Below are 15,387 nucleotides of genomic sequence, written 5' to 3'. Positions count from 1 at the left end.
GGGGGGGGGGGTACGGGTCGGCGTCAGCCGAACCGCGCGACCCGCTCCAGCTCGGGCAGGAGCGCGCGGAACGCGCGTGCCCGGTGGCTGTGCGCGTTCTTCACCTCGGGCGCGAGCTCGGCGGCCGACACGTCGAAGCCGTCGGGCAGGAAGATCGGGTCGTACCCGAACCCGTTCACGCCCGCGCGCTCGGTCGCGATGCGCCCGGGCCACGTGCCGACGGCGGCGAACTCGTGCGGCTCGCCGCCCGCGGCACCCGGCACCACCAGGGCGATCGTGCAGTGGAAGTGCGCGGTGCGGTGCGGGTCGCGGATGTCGCCGAGCTGTGCGAGCAGCAGCTCGAGGTTCGCCTCGGCGCCGCGGCCCGGGCCGGCCCAGCGCGCGGAGAAGATGCCGGGCGAGCCGCCCATGACGTCGACGGCGATGCCGGAGTCGTCGGCGAGAGCGATGCGCCCGGTGTGGGATGCCGCGGCGCGCGCCTTGATGAAGGCGTTCTCGTCGAACGACGTGCCGTCCTCGACGGGCTCGGGCCCGTCGTACGGGAGCACGATGAGGCCGGGCAGTGCGTCGCCCAGGATGTGCTGGAACTCGGCGACCTTGTGCGCGTTGTGCGTGGCGAGGACGACCTCGAGCGGCTGCGGCATCCGTCGACCCTCGATCAGCCCGCGGCGCCCGCGCCCGCGCCGAGCTGCGCCTCGAGCGCGGCCCGCTGGATCGAGGCGAGCTCGGCCGTGCCGGCGAGGGCGAGGTCGAGCAGCGCGTCGAGCTCGCGCCGGTCGAACGGCGCGCCCTCGGCGGTGCCCTGCACCTCCACGAAGAGGCCGCGGCCGGTGGCGACGACGTTCATGTCGGTCTCTGCACGTACGTCCTCGACGTAGGCGAGGTCGAGCATGGGCGTGCCGTCGATGATGCCGACCGAGACCGCCGAGACGGTGTCGATGAGCGGCGTGGCCTTCTGCGCGATGAACTTCCGGCCGCGGGCCCACTCGATCGCGTCGGCGAGCGCGACGTAGGCGCCCGTGATCGCCGCGGTGCGCGTGCCGCCGTCGGCCTGCAGCACGTCGCAGTCGATCTGGATGGTGTTCTCGCCGAGCGACTTCATGTCGACCACGGCGCGCAGGCTCCGGCCGATGAGTCGGCTGATCTCGTGGGTGCGTCCGCCGATGCGGCCCTTGACCGACTCGCGGTCGTTGCGCGTGTTGGTCGACCGCGGCAGCATCGCGTACTCCGCGGTGACCCAGCCCTTGCCCTTGCCGGTCATCCAGCGCGGCACGCCGTTCGTGAAGCTCGCGGTGCAGAGCACCTTGGTGTTCCCGAACGAGATGAGCGCGCTGCCCTCGGCGTGCGCGCTCCAGCCGCGCTCGACGACGACGTCGCGGAGCGCGTCGGGGGTGCGGCCGTCGGCGCGCACGAGGTCGGGGGTCTCGGTCACTGGGTTCTCCTGTCGGTGACGGATGCCGCTACCGCGGCCGGAAGCGTGAGCACGCCGGTCTGCACGAGCTCGACCTGCGAGATCTCGGGCCCGATGAGGCGATGCGCGAGGTCGAGGAACGCGGCGCTCGAGCCGCCCGTCGCCTCGAAGCGGTGCACGGGTGGTTCGGGCGAGCGCCGCTCGAGTCCTTGCGAGACGAGCACGCGGTAGACGTCGTTCGCGGTCTCGACGTCGCTCGAGACGAGGCTCACGCCCTCCCCCATGACGTAGGAGATCGCACCCTTCAGGAACGGGTAGTGCGTGCAGCCGAGCACGAGCGTGTCGACGCCCGCTGCACGCAGCGGTGCGAGGTACTCCTCGGCGACGGCGAGCACCTCGGGCCCGGTCGCGACGCCCGACTCGACGAACTCGACGAAGCGAGGGCACGCGGCCGACGACAGCTCGAGGTGCGGCGCCGCGGCGAACGCGTCGTCGTACGCGCGCGACTGGATGGTCCCGGCGGTGCCGATCACGCCGACGCGCCCGGTGCGGGTCGTCGCGACGGCGCGCCGCACCGCAGGTTGGATGACCTCGACGACCGGCACGTCGTAGCGCTCGCGCGCGTCGCGGAGCATGGCCGACGACGCGGTGTTGCACGCGATCACGAGCATCTTCACGCCCTGCGCGACGAGGTCGTCGAGCACGGCGAGCGCGTAGCGGCGCACGTCGGCGATCGGCTTCGGCCCGTAGGGCGAGTGCTCGAGGTCGCCGACGTAGAGGATCGACTCGTTCGGGAGCTGGTCGCGCACCGCGCGGGCGACGGTGAGGCCGCCGACCCCCGAGTCGAAGATCCCGATCGGTGCATCACTCACGAGGCACCAGCCTAGATCAGGCGCGCCCGGCGTCGCCCTCGCCCGGAGTCGTGCCCGCCGCCGCGTACGCCGCGCGCACGGCGCGCGCGATGCGGCCCGACGCCGGATGCCGGTGGTTCCGGTGCCACGCGAGGCGCACCTCCAGCGGCGGCGCGTCGCCGATCGGCACGAACACGACGCCGGGTCGCGGGAGGTGGTGCGCGGTCGCCTCCGAGGTGACGCCGATCGCGTCGCCGGCGGCGATGAGGTCGAGCCACTCCTCGACGTCGCCGCTCCATGTGAGGGGCGGCGCCGCGATGCCCGTCGATTCCCAGAGCTCGGTCGTCGTCGTGCCCGAGCGGCGGTCGACCGCGACCTCCCACGGCGTGAGGTCGGCGAGCGCGACGCTCTCGCGGTCGGCGAGCGGATGGTCGATCGGGAGCGCGGCGACCCGCCGCTCGCGCCCGACGATCTCCGACTCCAGCTCGGGCGGCAGGACGGGGTGCCGCACGACGGCGAGGTCGACGTGCCCGTCGAGGAGGCCGGCGTCGCGCGAGTTGATCCGCACGAGGCGGATCGGGTTCGCGGGGTGCCCGTGGTTCCAGGCGCGTAGCACGGACGTGGTGTGCGCGCCGAGCGCCGCCCACGCGTACCCGATCCGGATCACGGCGCGGTCGCCGCGTACGGATGCCACGGCGCGGTCGAGCTCCGCCGTGACCCGCCGCGCGACGCCGGCGAGCATGGTGCCCGGCTCCGTCGGCTCGACGCGCCGGGTCGTCCGGTGCATCAGGGTCGCACCGACCGCGCGCTCGAGGGCGGCGAGCGACCGGGAGACGGCGGCCTGGGACATCCCGAGCCGGTCGGCGGCGGCGGTGAACGACCGCTCGTCGTCGACCGCGATGAGGACGCGGAGGTGGCGCAGTTCCAGTTCCATGCATCGAGCGTATCAATCATCTCCGATTGCATTTCTCAACGCGTCAATGCCGACGTAGCGTGATCGGCATGGGACGAATGAACGGAGACGGGATCGGCGGCGCGGCCGCGGTCGTCGGCGGCGCGGCATCCGTGCAGGTCGGCGCGGCGATCGGCGCGACGATCTTCCCCCTCGTGGGGCCGGCCGGCGTCGTCGCCCTCCGCCAGGCGGTGGCGGCCGTCGCGCTACTCGCCGTCGCACGCCCGCGCCGTCGCGACCTCACCTGGTCCGTGCTGCGACCGGCGATGCTCCTCGGCGGCGTGCTCGTCGTCATGAACCTCGCCCTGTACGCCGCGGTCGAGCGCATCGGCCTCGGCCCGGCGGTCACGATCGAGTTCCTCGGCCCGCTCGCCCTCGCGATCCTCGGATCACGCCGCCGCATCGACCTCGTCGCCGCGGTGCTCGCCGCTGCGGGCGTCGTGCTCCTCACGGGCACAGTGCCCGGCATCGATCCGCTCGGCATCGCGTTCGCCCTCGCCGCGGCGGCCGCCTGGGCGGCCTACATCCTCCTGAGCCAGCGCGCGGGCCGGTCGCTGCCCGGCGTGCAGGCCACCGCGGTCGCGACCACGGTCGCGGCGATCCTCACGGTGCCGCTCCTCGTGGTGGTGCTCCTCGGCCTCGAGCCCGGCGCGATCGCGCTGGTGCTCGGCGTCGGCGCGATCGCGGGACTGCTCTCCTCCGCGATCCCCTACTCGATCGACGTCATGGTGCTGCGACGGATGCCTCGCCAGCGGTTCGCCGTCCTGCAGAGCGTGCACCCGGCGGCCGCCGCGCTGGCCGGACTCGTCGTCCTCGGCGAGGCGCTCGCCGCCTGGCAGCTCGTCGGGCTCGGGCTCGTCACCGCCGCGAACGTGCTCGCGGTCGGGTTCCGCTCCCGCACCCGCACGCGTGCACGTGCCGGTGCCGGAGCCCGTCGGCCGGATGCCCCGCCGCGCGCCGCCGCCGCGGCATCCTGACCCCCGAGCATTAGGCTAGCCGGGTGACCGGGTCTGCTGCGCTGTTCACCGACCGCTACGAGCTCACCATGGTGGATGCCGCCCTGCTCGACGGCACCGCCCACCGCGAGAGCCTCTTCGAGGCGTTCGCACGGCGCCTGCCCGACGGTCGCCGGTACGGCATCGTCGCGGGCACCGGGCGCCTGCTCGAGCTCATCGAGCGCTTCCGCTTCGAGGACGCCGAGCTCGAGTTCCTCCGCGAGCACCGCGTGGTGCGCGACGAGACCCTCGACTGGCTCGCCGACTACCGCTTCCGCGGCGACGTCTGGGGCTACCGCGAGGGCGAGGCCTACTTCCCGGGTTCACCGCTCGTCACGATCCAGGCCTCGTTCGCCGAGGCCGTCATGCTCGAGACCGTCGTGCTCTCGGTGCTGAACTACGACTCGTCGGTCGCGAGCGCCGCCGCGCGCATGGTGTCGGTCGCGCTCGGGCGCCCGATCGCCGAGATGGGCTCGCGCCGCACCAATGAGGCCTCCGCCGTCGCCGCCGCACGCGCGGCCTACATCGCGGGGTTCGACGCGACGAGCAACCTCGAGGCCGGCCGCACCTGGGGCATCCCGACCATGGGCACGGCCGCGCACGCGTTCACGCTGCTGCACGACAGCGAGGAGGCCGCGTTCCGCGCGCAGGTCGAGGCCATGGGCCCGGGCACGACGCTCCTCATCGACACCTACGACATCCCCACCGGCGTCGAGACCGCGGTGCGCGTGGCCGGCACCGGGCTCGGCGCCGTGCGCATCGACTCCGGCGACCTGCCGACCGTCGTCGCCGCGGTGCGCGAGCAGCTCGACGAGCTCGGCGCGGTGAACACGCGCATCACCGTCACGAGCGACCTCGACGAGTTCACGCTCGCCGCCCTCTCGGGCGCGCCCGTCGACGCCTACGGCGTCGGCACGTCGGTCGTGACGGGTTCCGGCTTCCCGGCGGCCGGCATGGTCTACAAGCTCGTCGCGAGACGCGGCGACGACGGCGAGTGGGTGAGCGTCGCGAAGTCGTCGACGAAGAAGCTGAGCGTCGGCGGGCGCAAGAACGCGGCCCGCCGCATCGACTCGACGCGCACCGCGCGCGAGGAGCTCGTCTTCGTCGGCGACGGACCCGACGGCGAGGAGGAGTTCGCCGACGACGACCAACTGCGGCCGCTCATGGTGCGACTCATGCACGAGGGGCGAGCGGATGCCGCGTTCACCGGCCACGCGGGCGTCGAGGCGGCACGCGCGCACCGCGCCGAGGTCATGCAGGAACTGCCGATCGAGGCGTTCCGCCTGGGTCGCGGCGAGCCGGTGATCCCCACGACGTACCGCTGAGGGGTGCGCCGCCGAGCGGGCGTCAGCCCTTCTTCATCCGCTCGTAGATCTCCTTGCACGTCGGGCAGACCGGGAACTTCTCCGGGTCGCGACCCGGGGTCCACTTCTTGCCGCACAGCGCGCGGACCGGCTTGCCCGTCATCGCCGACTCGAGGATCTGCTCCTTCTTGACGTAGTGCGAGAACCGCTCGTGGTCGCCCGGCTCGATGTTCTCCTCTTCGAGCAGCTGCTCGAGTTCGCGGTCGAGGACCGAGGTGCCGCCGCCGGGCGCGTCGGGGTCGGCGATGCTCGCCTGCACGGGTCGGATCATGCCGAGAAGTCTACGCCGCGATCAGGCGCGGACGGCCGCGGCGACGATCTCGGGAGCGCGGCGCTCGAAGACGCGCCCGCCCGCGAACACGCCGATCACGAGCACGAGCAGGCCGAGTCCGGCGCCCGCCGCGAGAGATGCCGCGTGCCACGCCGGGTCGTCGAAGATGCCGAGCGCGGCGAACCAGATCGCGGGGCCCGCGGCGATCAGTGCGGCGAACATCGCGAGGGACTGCACGAGCGCCGTGATGCCCCCGGTCGACTGCGGCTGCTGGAACGGGCTGTCGCCGGGCTTCACGACCGGATACGGCATCGCGGCCGACGTGATCGACCCCACGCCGAGCCCGGCGAGCAGCAGCGCCGTGCTCACGCCGAGCAGCGACGGCAGGAGGCGCCAGTCGTCGAGCACGAACACGGTCACGGCGCTGCCGAGTCCGATCACGAGGATGCCGGCGACGAGCACGGGCACGAGCCGGCCGAATCGGTCGGCCGCGCCGCGCACGCCCGACGCGACGTGCAACCAGATCGCCGTGTTGTCGTAGGCGGTGTCGTTGTGCAGGCTCCAGCCGAGCAGGAGGCACATGAGCGGCACCGGGATGAGTCCGAGGTACATCTGCGGCACGCCGGCGATGCCGAGCGGCAGCATGACGAGGATCGGCGCGACGGGCACCATCAGCAGCGACACCCAGTAGCGCGAGTCGCGGAACCAGTACGTGGTGCTGCGCGCCGCGATCGCTCCCGTCGGGCCGCCGGTCGTGCGGCCGAACCAGCCGAGGCCGTGGTAGCTGCGCGGGCTCGCCTCGCGGCCCGGCGTGACGAGCATCTTCGCGACGAGCGCCTTCCAGGCGAGCCATCCGAACCACACGGTCGCCGCCGCGATGAGGAGCTTCGGGAACGCGAGCCCCCAGGCACCGGATGCCGCCTCGCCGGGCACGGCGAACGCGGCCCCGAGGGGGGTCCACGACAACGCCCCGGCGATCGCGCCGATGGCCTGCCGACCGGAGGCCGCCCAGTCGACCGTGGTCAGGGCGACCGCGATCGGTGCGAGCATGACGACGAAGAGCACGCCGAGCACGGTTCCCACGTCTCGCGCACGGCGGGTCTCGAGGAGCAGCCCGGCGATGCCGGCCGTGAGCCGCGCCGCGAGCAGGCAGGTCGCGAACGCGAGCAGGGCGCCGACGATCGCGAACACCGTCGACCCGAAGCCTCGCGACCAGGTCACCACCGTGCCGGTGAGCACGATCGCGAGCGCGATCGCGGGCACGCCGATGACGGCGGACAGTGCGAGCCCGAGCGCGATGGTGCGATCCGGGATGCCGAACAGCGCGAACCGACGCGGGTCCATCGTGTCGTCGATGCCGAACACCAACGGCACGACCAGGAAGCCCACCACGGTGGCCGCCCCGGCGACGACGAGCACGTCGCGCACGAGCGCGACGTCGTCGACCGACCGGAGCCCGACCAGGATCAGGAACAGCAGCGCCGAGATGCCGAGCCCGTAGACGATCGCGATCGAGAGGCCGACGACCTGCCACGCACTCCGCTTGAAGATGTTCCCGAGCAGCCGCAGCTTCAGTCGGAGAAGCTGTGCAACCATTCCATGCCCTCCGCTGCCTTGCGTCCGCCCGCGAGCTCGACGAACCGCTCCTCGAGCGTGTCGCCGCGGCGCACCTCGTCGAGGGTGCCGGATGCCAGGACCCGACCGCCGACGATGATCGCCGCCGAGTCGCAGACGCGCTCGATGAGGTCCATGCTGTGGCTCGAGAGCAGCACGGTGCCGCCGCCGCCGACGTAGCGTTCCAGGATGTCGGTGAGGTTCGCCGCCGAGACGGGATCGACCGACTCGAACGGCTCGTCGAGCACGAGCACGCGCGGCGAGTGGATCATCGCGCAGGCGAGCGCGATCTTCTTGGTCATACCCGCCGAGTAGTCGGCGACGAGCCGGTCGAGGGCGTCCTCGAGCCCGAACGCATCGGCGAGGTCGGCGCTGCGATCGAGCACCGTTCGGTGGTCGAGGCCGCGCAGCGAGCCGGCGTAGTACAGCATCTCGGCGCCGGTGAGCCGGTCGAACAGGCGGAGCCGGTCGGGCAGCACGCCGGTGATGCGCTTGGCCGCACGCGGCTCCTTCCAGACGTCGATGCCGTTCACGTGCACCGACCCGCCGTCGGGCCGCAGGAGTCCGGTGATCATCGAGAGCGTCGTGGTCTTGCCCGCACCGTTCGGGCCGACGATTCCGTAGAACGAGCCGGCCCGGATGCCGAGGCTGATCGCGTCGACCGCGGTGGTGTCGCCGAACCGCTTGACGAGCCCGTCGATGGCGAGCACCGTCGGAGCCTCGGGCGCCGGCGCCTCGCGGGCCACCCGGATCGTGCGCTTCTTCCGCGCCGTCGCGCTCGCACCGGTGGCGACGACGCCGAGCGGGATGACGGCGACGCCTCGCTCTCCGTGGTGGTCGTCGGCGGGCGCCTCGACCTCGGTCGACTCGGTCGTCTCGACCTCGGTCGTCTCGGTCGCGGTCACCTCGGTCGTCGCGCTGGCCGCTTCGGGCGCCTCGACCGCCGCGTCGGTTACCTCATCGGTCGGCTCGATCGTCGCCGCCGCCGCCGACTCGACGGTCGCGTCGTTCGTCTCGACTGCCGCGTCGTTCGTCTCGACGGTCTCGTCGGTCGTGTCGACCGTCTCGACGTCCGCGGCCGGCGCCACGGCCGAGTCGTCGCCGACGAGCAGGATGGCATCGGCCGTCAGGTCGGTCCTCGGCTCGGCTCCGGCCGCGGCCTTCGCACCGTTCCCGGCCGCGTCGGTCTCGCTCGCGCTCGCGCCCGCCGAGTCGCCCTCGTCGGTCGTCGCCGGTGTCTCGTCGGGTCCGCCCGGGTGCCACGTGCGCGTCACCTCGGCGGCGGCCTCGGCAGGCTCGACCTCGGACGGCTCGACGCGGTTCTCGACGACCTCGGGCTCCGCGACGATCGGCTCGATCGGCCCGGTGGAGCGTCGCGGCCTCGGTTCCGCCTCCGTCGTGTCGGTCGTGACCGACGCGGCGACGCGCTGGCGAGCGGATGCCGCGGCCTTCCTCGCCTCGGCGGCGCGCGACCGGGCGGCCGCCGTGGACGCGGCTCGGGCCGACCTGGCGGTCTGCCCCTTCGCCGCGGACGTGCTGGCCGATTCGTTGCGGACCGCAGCCGCGCGCTTCGGCGCGGACGCGGTCGTCTCCGTCGTGGCCTCGGCGCCATCGGCGGCCGCCGCAGCGTTCGCCGCAGGCCCCGATGCGCCCGTGCCGGCCTTCGTCGCCGGTCCACTCGTCGACGTCGACTTCGTCGCGCCCTTGGCCGAGCCGGACTTGGCCGACGCCCGCTTCGCGGCGGCCTCGGACGAGGGCCGCTTGGCCGTGCCGGACGACGCGGCCGGCTTCCTCGCGCTCGTCGAACGCTTCGCGGCGGGCTTGATCGGCTCGGCGGCCGTCGTCTCGGTGGCATCGTCGGCCGCGGTCATCGCGCGCGCGGCCGACGCTCGCTTCGCGGCGGTCGATCGCGTCGCCGTGGACTTCGCCGCGCTGCTCTTCGTGGACGACTTCGCCGCAGCGGACTTGGTCGCCGAGGCCTTGGCGGCGCTCGAACGCGCGGCCGCGGACGTCGCGGCGGTGGCTCGGCCGGCGGTCTTCCCGGCGGCGCGGCCCGATTCGCCACGTCCCTGTTCGGACGCGGCGGATTCCCCCCGACGAGCAGACACCCCCGTGTCCGTGCCTTCGGGAGTCTCGTCCTCAGGACCTGATCGCGAAACGGAAGTCACCACGACAACCTACCAACCACCTCGCCCGCAGCCATGGAGCCTTCACAGCGAATTCACGTCGTGGCGAGCGCAACCCCCAGCTGGGCGAAACCCGTGCGTCGCATCACGATCGCACTACGGCTTGCGCGCAACCCCCAGCGGCCGCTCCGACTGTCCGGTATCCTGTGACACGGCATAACGGCGTGTCCAGAAGTGAACTTGCGGATGAATCCCCGGTGAACTCGAACCGAATCGAGTGCTCCGGCATCCGATCGACGAAGGAGATGCAGTGACCACGCAGATCGTGATCCTCGCAGCCGGCATGGGGAGCCGGCTCGGGCGTTCCCTCCCCAAACCGCTCACCGAGCTCAGCGACGGCCGCACGATCATGCGCCAGCAGTTCGACAACATCGAGCACGCGTTCGGCCGCAACGCCGCCGTGACGATCGTCGTCGGCTACAAGCTCGAGCACATCATCGAGGCGTTCCCGCAGGCGTCCTTCGTCTACAACGAGGAGTACGACCAGACGAACACCTCGAAGTCGCTCATGCGCGCGCTGCAGGCGTCGCAGCCGGGCGGCGTGCTCTGGATGAACGGCGACGTGGTCTTCGATCCGGCGATCCTCGACCGCGCGCTCTCGTTCATCGCGCGCGACCAGTCGTTCGTCACCGTCAATACCGCGAAGGTGTCCGACGAAGAGGTGAAGTACACGACCACGGCCGAGGGCTACATCAAGGAGCTCTCGAAGACCGTCAAGGGCGGCCTCGGCGAGGCCGTCGGCATCAACTACATCTCGAGCCGCGACAAGGGCACCTTCCTGGCGCACCTGCAGCGCGTCGGCGACCAGGACTACTTCGAGCGCGGCCTCGAGCTCGCCATCGAGAAGAACGGCCTGCTCGTCGAGCCGATGGACGTCTCCGACCTGTACGCGGTCGAGATCGACTTCGCAGAAGACCTGGAGCGCGCGAACCACTTCGTGTGACCTGCGCACCACACAGCGTGAGAAGCGGATGCCGGTTGCGGCATCCGCTTCTCGCATGTCCGGGCGATCGCAGCGTCAGCGCGCCGATCCGGCCGGTACGGAGGGCCGCCTCCGTCCATCTACGATGAGAGCGTGATGAGCTACGCCGACTCGCATCCGTTCACGCGGACGCCATGGGACGGCTACCGGCATTCGCTGTGGCTGCTCACCACGCGCGATCTCAAGGTCCGGTACTCGACGTCGGCGCTCGGCTATCTCTGGTCGGTCCTCGACCCGCTCGTGATGGCCGGCATCTACTGGTTCGTCTTCACGCAGGTCTTCCAGCGACCGGTCGGCACCGAGCCGTACATCGTGTTCCTGCTCGCCGGCCTCCTGCCCTGGATGTGGTTCACGGGCGCCGTCTCCGACTCGACCCGCGCGTTCCTGAAGGACGCGAAGCTGGTCCGCTCCACGAAGCTGCCCCGGACGATCTGGGTGAACCGGATCGTGCTGTCGAAGGGCATCGAATTCGTCCTCTCCCTGCCGGTGCTCGTGCTGTTCGTCGTCCTGGCCGCCGTGTTCGGCGAGGAGATCCGCGTCGGATGGGAGCTGGCCCTGTTCCCGGTCGCCATGCTGCTGCAGGCGATGCTGACCGCGGGACTCGGGCTCATCGTCGCGCCCCTCGTGGTGTTCTTCCGCGACCTCGAGCGGGCGACGAAGCTCGTGCTCCGCTTCCTGTTCTACGCGTCGCCCATCGTCTACGGAACGACGAACCTCCCCGAGTCGCTGCACTTCTGGGCCGCGTTCAACCCGCTCACCGGGATCTTCGGCCTGTACCGGTCCGCGATCTTCCCCGCAGAGCTCGACTGGTTCGCGGTCGGAATCGCCGCCGCCATGTCGCTCGCGTTCCTCGCGATCGGACTCTGGGTGTTCCGGAGCTCCGAGCGACAGGTGCTGAAGGAGATCTGATGCCAGGGGCCGCCATCCGCGCCGACGACCTCGGCGTGCGCTTCCGACGCAATCGTCGGGGCAGGAAGTCGTTCAAGGACCTCCTCTCCCGCCGCCGCCGTCGGATCCGGCCCGACGAGTTCTGGGCGCTGCGCAACGTCTCGATCGAGGTGCACCCGGGCGAGGCGATCGGGGTCGTCGGCCGCAACGGCCAGGGCAAGTCGACCCTGCTGAAGCTCGTCGCCGGCGTCATGCTGCCCGACGAGGGGTCCGTGAACGTCGAAGGCGGCGTGGCGCCCCTCATCGAGATCACCGGCGGCTTCGTCGACGACCTCACGGTGCGCGACAACGTCTACCTGACCGCGGGCCTGCACGGGATGACCCGCGAGCAGATCGACGCCAAGTTCGACGAGATCATCGAGTTCGCCGAGATCGGCGACTTCCTCGACACGCCGTACAAGCACCTCTCGAGCGGCATGAAGGTCCGCATCGCGTTCGCCGTCATCTCGCAGCTGGAGGAACCGATCCTGCTGGTCGACGAGGTCCTCGCCGTCGGCGACAAGGCCTTCCGCGAGAAGTGCTACCGCCGCATCGAGGAGCTCCTCGCGGGCGGTCGCACGCTGTTCTTCGTCTCGCACAACGAGCGCGACCTCCGCCGGTTCTGCACGCGCGGGCTCTACCTCGACAAGGGCGCCCTCGTGCTCGACGCCGGGATCGACGAGGTGCTCGACCGCTACAACGCGGACTACGGCACGCGCTGACGCGGGCGTCAAGCCCCCGCCCCGACGGCCGGGTCCCGGCGATGTTCGCAGCCGCGGCGCCTAGGATCGACGACATGTCCGAACGCGTGCACCGGATCACGACGATGGGCCCCGGTGCGCCCGAGGAGGGGACCGAGGGTCCCGACGGCACTCCCCCGAGCGATCCCGCCGATCGGGCCGTCGGACTCGAGCGCGGCCTCGATCGCCTGCTGTCGATCCAGCGGCCCATCGTGCTCGCGCACCTCCGCGCCATCCGACGCCATCACCCGACGGCGACCCCCGAGGAACTCGTGCGCGTGCTCGAGCGCCGGTACCTCACGGCGGTGACGACGGGCGGCGCCGCCGTCGGCGCGACCGCGGTCGTGCCCGGCATCTCGACCGGTATCACGCTCGCCCTCTCGGGCGTCGAGACCGCGGGCTTCCTCGAGGCGACGGCGCTCTTCGCGCAGTCGGTCGCCGAGGTGCACGGCCTGCACGTCGAGAACCCCGACCGCGCCCGCGCGCTCGTGATGACGCTCATGATGGGCCGCGAGGGCGCCGACCTCGTGCGACAGTTCGCGGCGCAGGCGACCGGCGGGGGCGTGCCGCGGAACGCGTACTTCGGCGAGATCATCACGAGCACGCTCCCCCGGGCCGTCATGGGATCGGTCGTCGACCGGCTGCGGCACGTGTTCGTCAAGCAGTTCGCGGTGCGCGGCGGCGCCGGGATCGTCGGCCGCGCCATCCCGTTCGGCATCGGCGCGGCGATCGGCGGCATCGGCAACCACGTGCTCGGTCGTCGGGTGCTGCAGCAGTCGCGTCTCGCGTTCGGCCCGGCGCCGTACGCGCTCCCCGTCGAGCTCGAGCCGCGCGGCGACGAGACGGCGATCGCGTCGGCCGGCAAGCGCCTCGCGCGGGCGGTCTCGACCGCCGGACGGGTCGCGAGCCGGCCGTTCGGACGCCTCGCCGCTGCGACGTCGCGGCGCGGGGAGACGGATGCCTCCGGCCAGGCCGGCGACGTCAGCGAGGTCGAGGCGTCGGGTGAGCCGGAGGCGTTCAGCGACCCGGAGGCGTTCGAGCCGGAGACCCCGGGCGAGGCCGTCGGCCCTACCGAGGACCGTCCGGCGACCTGAGGCCCGGCCTAGCGGATCGGCTCGTACCCGAGCAGTTCTCGCAGCTGCGTCGTCTCGGCGTCGAGCACGTCCTCGGGCTTGCCGGCGTCGCGTCGCACGCGGAAGCGGCCGCTCAGGGCGATGAGGCGATCCGCCACGTCGTGCTCGGGGTCGCGCTCGATGATCCGGAGGGTGATCACGAACCAGCGTTCGGCGAGTTCGAGCTCGTCTGCGAGCTCGAACGCCTCGGCGACGTGGAGGTGCCGCCACCAGTCCCCGTTGCCCGAACCGCGCAGCGCGTCGGCCTCGGCGACCGCGTCGTCGCCCCGGCCGAGCGCGAGCATGGTCGAGACGAGCGTGCCGGTCGCCTCGTACGGCTCGGCGTCGGATGCCTCCGCCGCGCGTCGTGCGACGGCGAGCGCCCGTTCCAGCTCGCCCGCCATCTCGAGGTGCTCGGCCGCGACCAGGAGGAGGTGCGCCCGCCGGATCCCGTCGTCGAGCTCGTAGGCCGCGGCATCCGTCGCCCACCGCTCGAGCAGGTCGGCCCGCTCGACGTGCCCGCGTCCGTCGGCGACCCGGAGCTCGACCTCGTCGAGCTCGGCCTCGGTGATCAGCTGCGCCATGAGCCCGAGCATACGTTCCGCGTCGCCGGATCGCATCGGGCGGATCGCCGGGTCAGTCGACTTCGATCTCGTCGGACTGCTCGGCCGCCTCGCCCTCGGCGTCGTGGTCGTCGACTTCGGGGTCGGTCGCGTGCAGTGCCGCGAACCGCTCCCATTCGGTCATGAGGTGGTCGACCGCGTCGTGGAAGCGGGCCGTGGTGACGCCCGGCGTCGTGTCGCCGAAGTAGCGCTCGACCCAGTAGCCGAGGCGCTCGAGGGCCAGCGCGTCGTGCGCGACCTCGTCGACCCGCTCGAGCATCGCCGCGCCGTCGGCACGGTCGAGCCACTCGCACGCCGCGAGGTAGCCGCCCGTGTCGATCTGCGCATCCGGGTTCACCGGGCGGGTCACGAGGAGCGGCCGGCCGGCCGCGAGACGGTCGTAGACCATCGCGGAGATGTCGACGATCGCGACGTCGGCGGCCGCGAGCTGCCAACCGAGGTCCGGGCCCTCGTCGACGACGTGGTGCGCCGACGGGTCGGCCGCGTTCGCCTGTACGAGCATGCGCTTGATCTCCGCGTTCGCGGCCCCGTAGTCGTGGTCGACGACCCCGGAGCGCGGGTGCGGCCGGTAGATCACGCGATGGCGTCCGGATGCGACGACTGCGCGCACGAGCTCGACGCCGTGCGAGGCGATCGAGCCGTAGGCCGCCGCACCGCGGTCGCCCTCCCAGGTGGGCGCGTACAGCACGACCTCGCGGTCGTCGTCCGGGTACGGAAGCGGGCTGCCGTCGAGGTAGTGGTCGGCCTGCGGGCGGCCGATCGGGATGGCGCGCTTGTCGAAGTCGTAGTCCCACAGCACCTTCTCGAGGCGCGCACGCGCGGCGTCGCCGGCGATCAGGGCGTAGTCGTAGGCCTTGAACTGGTTCGTGGTCATGTACATCTTGTCGGACTCGCCGTGGTTGATGAACACGTGCCAGCGGCGCCCGTAGCGCATCATCTGGAAGTTCTTGGCGTTCTGGTTGACGTAGAAGACCACGTGCAGGTCCTGCTCGTGGATGACGTGCTCGAGGTCGGCGACCCGCCGGACGTAGGCGACCGGCAGCGGCGACTCGTCGAGCAGGGCGAGCGCGGCGCCCGAGGCGCGGCTGAGGACCAGCACCGGATGACGCTCGGCGAGGCGCGCGAGCGGCTTGTACCACTGCCGCAGCTGGTAGAGGTTCACCTTGCCGTCGGCGAAGTAGACGCCCACGCGGAACCGGTGCGGCTCGAGCGGCCCCTGCTCGGCGAGCTTCTCGACGAGCAGTCGCTGCGCACGTCGCGAACGAAGGACGTTCTGCACCAGCTTCACGGCGCGGCGCGCGTCTCTCCTCAGTTCCACCGTCCAAGGGTAGCCGCCGCGGCGGGGCGCGCGTGACACGC

Annotated in this window: 16 protein-coding genes; 7 read left to right on the top strand and 9 right to left on the bottom strand. The window is 72.1% G+C overall.

Annotation, left to right across the window (positions count from 1 at the left end; translation table 11 throughout):
* Positions 1 to 23: 23 nt before the first annotated feature.
* From rdgB to GJ743_RS09490, 4 genes are read right to left on the bottom strand one after another with little or no spacing between them, the layout of a single operon-like run.
* Positions 24 to 644 (bottom strand): RdgB/HAM1 family non-canonical purine NTP pyrophosphatase, encoded by a 621-nt coding sequence (gene rdgB / locus GJ743_RS09505; RefSeq protein ID WP_155051670.1) that lies wholly within the window; start codon positions 642 to 644, stop codon positions 24 to 26.
* 14 nt (positions 645 to 658) lie between these two features.
* The gene (gene rph, locus GJ743_RS09500) at positions 659 to 1,432 is read right to left on the bottom strand and encodes a ribonuclease PH (protein WP_328289008.1); all 774 of its coding nucleotides are present in this window, start codon (positions 1,430 to 1,432) and stop codon (positions 659 to 661) included.
* Positions 1,429 to 2,283: a glutamate racemase gene (gene murI, locus GJ743_RS09495; protein WP_328289007.1), complete on the bottom strand. Its 855-nt coding sequence runs from the start codon at positions 2,281 to 2,283 to the stop codon at positions 1,429 to 1,431. Before murI ends, rph begins: the two co-directional genes overlap by 4 nt.
* A 16-nt stretch (positions 2,284 to 2,299) precedes the next feature.
* Positions 2,300 to 3,196 carry a LysR family transcriptional regulator gene (locus tag GJ743_RS09490; RefSeq protein ID WP_155051669.1) on the bottom strand — a complete coding sequence of 299 codons (897 nt, stop codon included), beginning with the start codon at positions 3,194 to 3,196 and terminating at the stop codon, positions 2,300 to 2,302.
* A 68-nt stretch (positions 3,197 to 3,264) separates the two neighbouring features.
* Here GJ743_RS09490 and GJ743_RS09485 point away from each other — a divergent pair, with 68 nt between their 5' ends.
* Together GJ743_RS09485 and GJ743_RS09480 are read left to right on the top strand one after the other, a co-directional pair.
* Positions 3,265 to 4,191: an EamA family transporter gene (locus GJ743_RS09485; protein WP_155051668.1), complete on the top strand. Its 927-nt coding sequence runs from the start codon at positions 3,265 to 3,267 to the stop codon at positions 4,189 to 4,191.
* Between the two features lie 23 nt (positions 4,192 to 4,214).
* A complete protein-coding gene (locus GJ743_RS09480; protein WP_328289006.1) occupies positions 4,215 to 5,534 on the top strand; it encodes a nicotinate phosphoribosyltransferase in 1,320 nt (439 codons plus the stop codon).
* 22 nt (positions 5,535 to 5,556) lie between these two features.
* Here the strand turns inward: GJ743_RS09480 and GJ743_RS09475 are convergent, their stop codons facing one another.
* Genes GJ743_RS09475 through GJ743_RS19550 form a run of 3 tightly spaced genes read right to left on the bottom strand, consistent with a single transcriptional unit; the run spans position 5,557 to position 8,732 of the window.
* Positions 5,557 to 5,844, bottom strand: a complete 288-nt coding sequence (locus GJ743_RS09475; RefSeq protein WP_155051667.1) for a DUF3039 domain-containing protein — start codon at positions 5,842 to 5,844, stop codon at positions 5,557 to 5,559.
* A 21-nt stretch (positions 5,845 to 5,865) separates the two neighbouring features.
* Positions 5,866 to 7,440 (bottom strand): hypothetical protein, encoded by a 1,575-nt coding sequence (locus GJ743_RS09470; protein ID WP_155051666.1) that lies wholly within the window; start codon positions 7,438 to 7,440, stop codon positions 5,866 to 5,868.
* Positions 7,416 to 8,732 (bottom strand): ABC transporter ATP-binding protein, encoded by a 1,317-nt coding sequence (locus GJ743_RS19550; RefSeq protein WP_328289005.1) that lies wholly within the window; start codon positions 8,730 to 8,732, stop codon positions 7,416 to 7,418. The genes GJ743_RS09470 and GJ743_RS19550 overlap by 25 nt, the downstream gene beginning before the upstream one ends.
* On the opposite strand from GJ743_RS19550, the gene GJ743_RS19545 reads away from it, so the two are divergent.
* The 5 genes from GJ743_RS19545 to GJ743_RS09445 all read left to right on the top strand — a co-directional run bounded on the left by GJ743_RS19545 (position 8,722) and on the right by GJ743_RS09445 (position 13,387).
* A complete protein-coding gene (locus GJ743_RS19545; RefSeq protein ID WP_230386671.1) occupies positions 8,722 to 9,804 on the top strand; it encodes a hypothetical protein in 1,083 nt (360 codons plus the stop codon). The two genes, GJ743_RS19550 and GJ743_RS19545, sit on opposite strands and share 11 nt — an antisense overlap.
* 90 nt (positions 9,805 to 9,894) lie before the next feature.
* The gene (locus GJ743_RS09460) at positions 9,895 to 10,587 is read left to right on the top strand and encodes a phosphocholine cytidylyltransferase family protein (RefSeq protein WP_328289004.1); all 693 of its coding nucleotides are present in this window, start codon (positions 9,895 to 9,897) and stop codon (positions 10,585 to 10,587) included.
* Between the two features lie 135 nt (positions 10,588 to 10,722).
* Entirely contained in the window at positions 10,723 to 11,535 is an 813-nt protein-coding gene (locus tag GJ743_RS09455) for an ABC transporter permease (RefSeq protein WP_155051711.1), read from the top strand.
* Complete coding sequence (locus GJ743_RS09450) at positions 11,535 to 12,275, top strand: ABC transporter ATP-binding protein (RefSeq protein ID WP_155051664.1); 741 nt, start codon at positions 11,535 to 11,537, stop codon at positions 12,273 to 12,275. The genes GJ743_RS09455 and GJ743_RS09450 overlap by 1 nt, the downstream gene beginning before the upstream one ends.
* Positions 12,276 to 12,349: 74 nt before the next feature.
* The gene (locus GJ743_RS09445; protein ID WP_196216967.1) at positions 12,350 to 13,387 is read left to right on the top strand and encodes a hypothetical protein; all 1,038 of its coding nucleotides are present in this window, start codon (positions 12,350 to 12,352) and stop codon (positions 13,385 to 13,387) included.
* Positions 13,388 to 13,395: 8 nt separating this feature from the next.
* On the opposite strand, the gene GJ743_RS09440 is transcribed toward GJ743_RS09445, so the two are convergent.
* The gene (locus GJ743_RS09440; protein ID WP_155051663.1) at positions 13,396 to 13,989 is read right to left on the bottom strand and encodes a hypothetical protein; all 594 of its coding nucleotides are present in this window, start codon (positions 13,987 to 13,989) and stop codon (positions 13,396 to 13,398) included.
* 52 nt (positions 13,990 to 14,041) lie between these two features.
* Positions 14,042 to 15,346: a CDP-glycerol glycerophosphotransferase family protein gene (locus GJ743_RS09435; RefSeq protein ID WP_328289003.1), complete on the bottom strand. Its 1,305-nt coding sequence runs from the start codon at positions 15,344 to 15,346 to the stop codon at positions 14,042 to 14,044.
* Positions 15,347 to 15,387: the final 41 nt, after the last annotated feature.

The organism is Agromyces bracchium, assembly GCF_009709675.1.
In the GTDB taxonomy this organism is placed as follows: Bacteria; Actinomycetota; Actinomycetes; order Actinomycetales; family Microbacteriaceae; genus Agromyces; species Agromyces bracchium.
Note: the sequence above shows the minus strand (reverse complement) of the source record. Positions and strands in the feature narration are given on the sequence as shown.